Source organism: Frigoribacterium sp. AC759 (genome assembly GCF_979256015.1).
Genome location: NZ_CEEDMT010000082.1, coordinates 1 through 278 on the forward strand (window position 1 = coordinate 1; position 278 = coordinate 278).

Sequence of the window (278 nt, forward strand, 5' to 3'; positions counted from 1 at the left end):
GGGGCTGACCATCTCGGGCTCGACCCACAGGCCGAACTGCAGACCGAGTCCGGTGCCGCGCTCGATGATCGGGGCGAGGCCGTCGGGCCAGACCTCGTCGTCGCCGTACCAGTCGCCGAGCGCCGACGTGTCGTCGCGGCGACCGCGGAACCCGCCGTCGTCGAGCACGAAGCGCTCGGCGCCGACCCGCGCCCCGGCGTCGGCCAGGGCGCGCAGGCGGGCGAGGTCGTGGTCGAAGTAGACGGCCTCCCAGGTGTTGAGGGTGACGGGCCGCGTCG

1 protein-coding gene is annotated in these 278 nt (G+C 74.8%); it reads right to left on the reverse strand.

Going from position 1 to position 278, the window contains the following annotated elements; genetic code table 11:
* Positions 1-278: alpha-galactosidase (locus tag ACZ6JE_RS15175; protein WP_464319476.1), on the reverse strand; the 278-nt coding region annotated here is incomplete at both ends.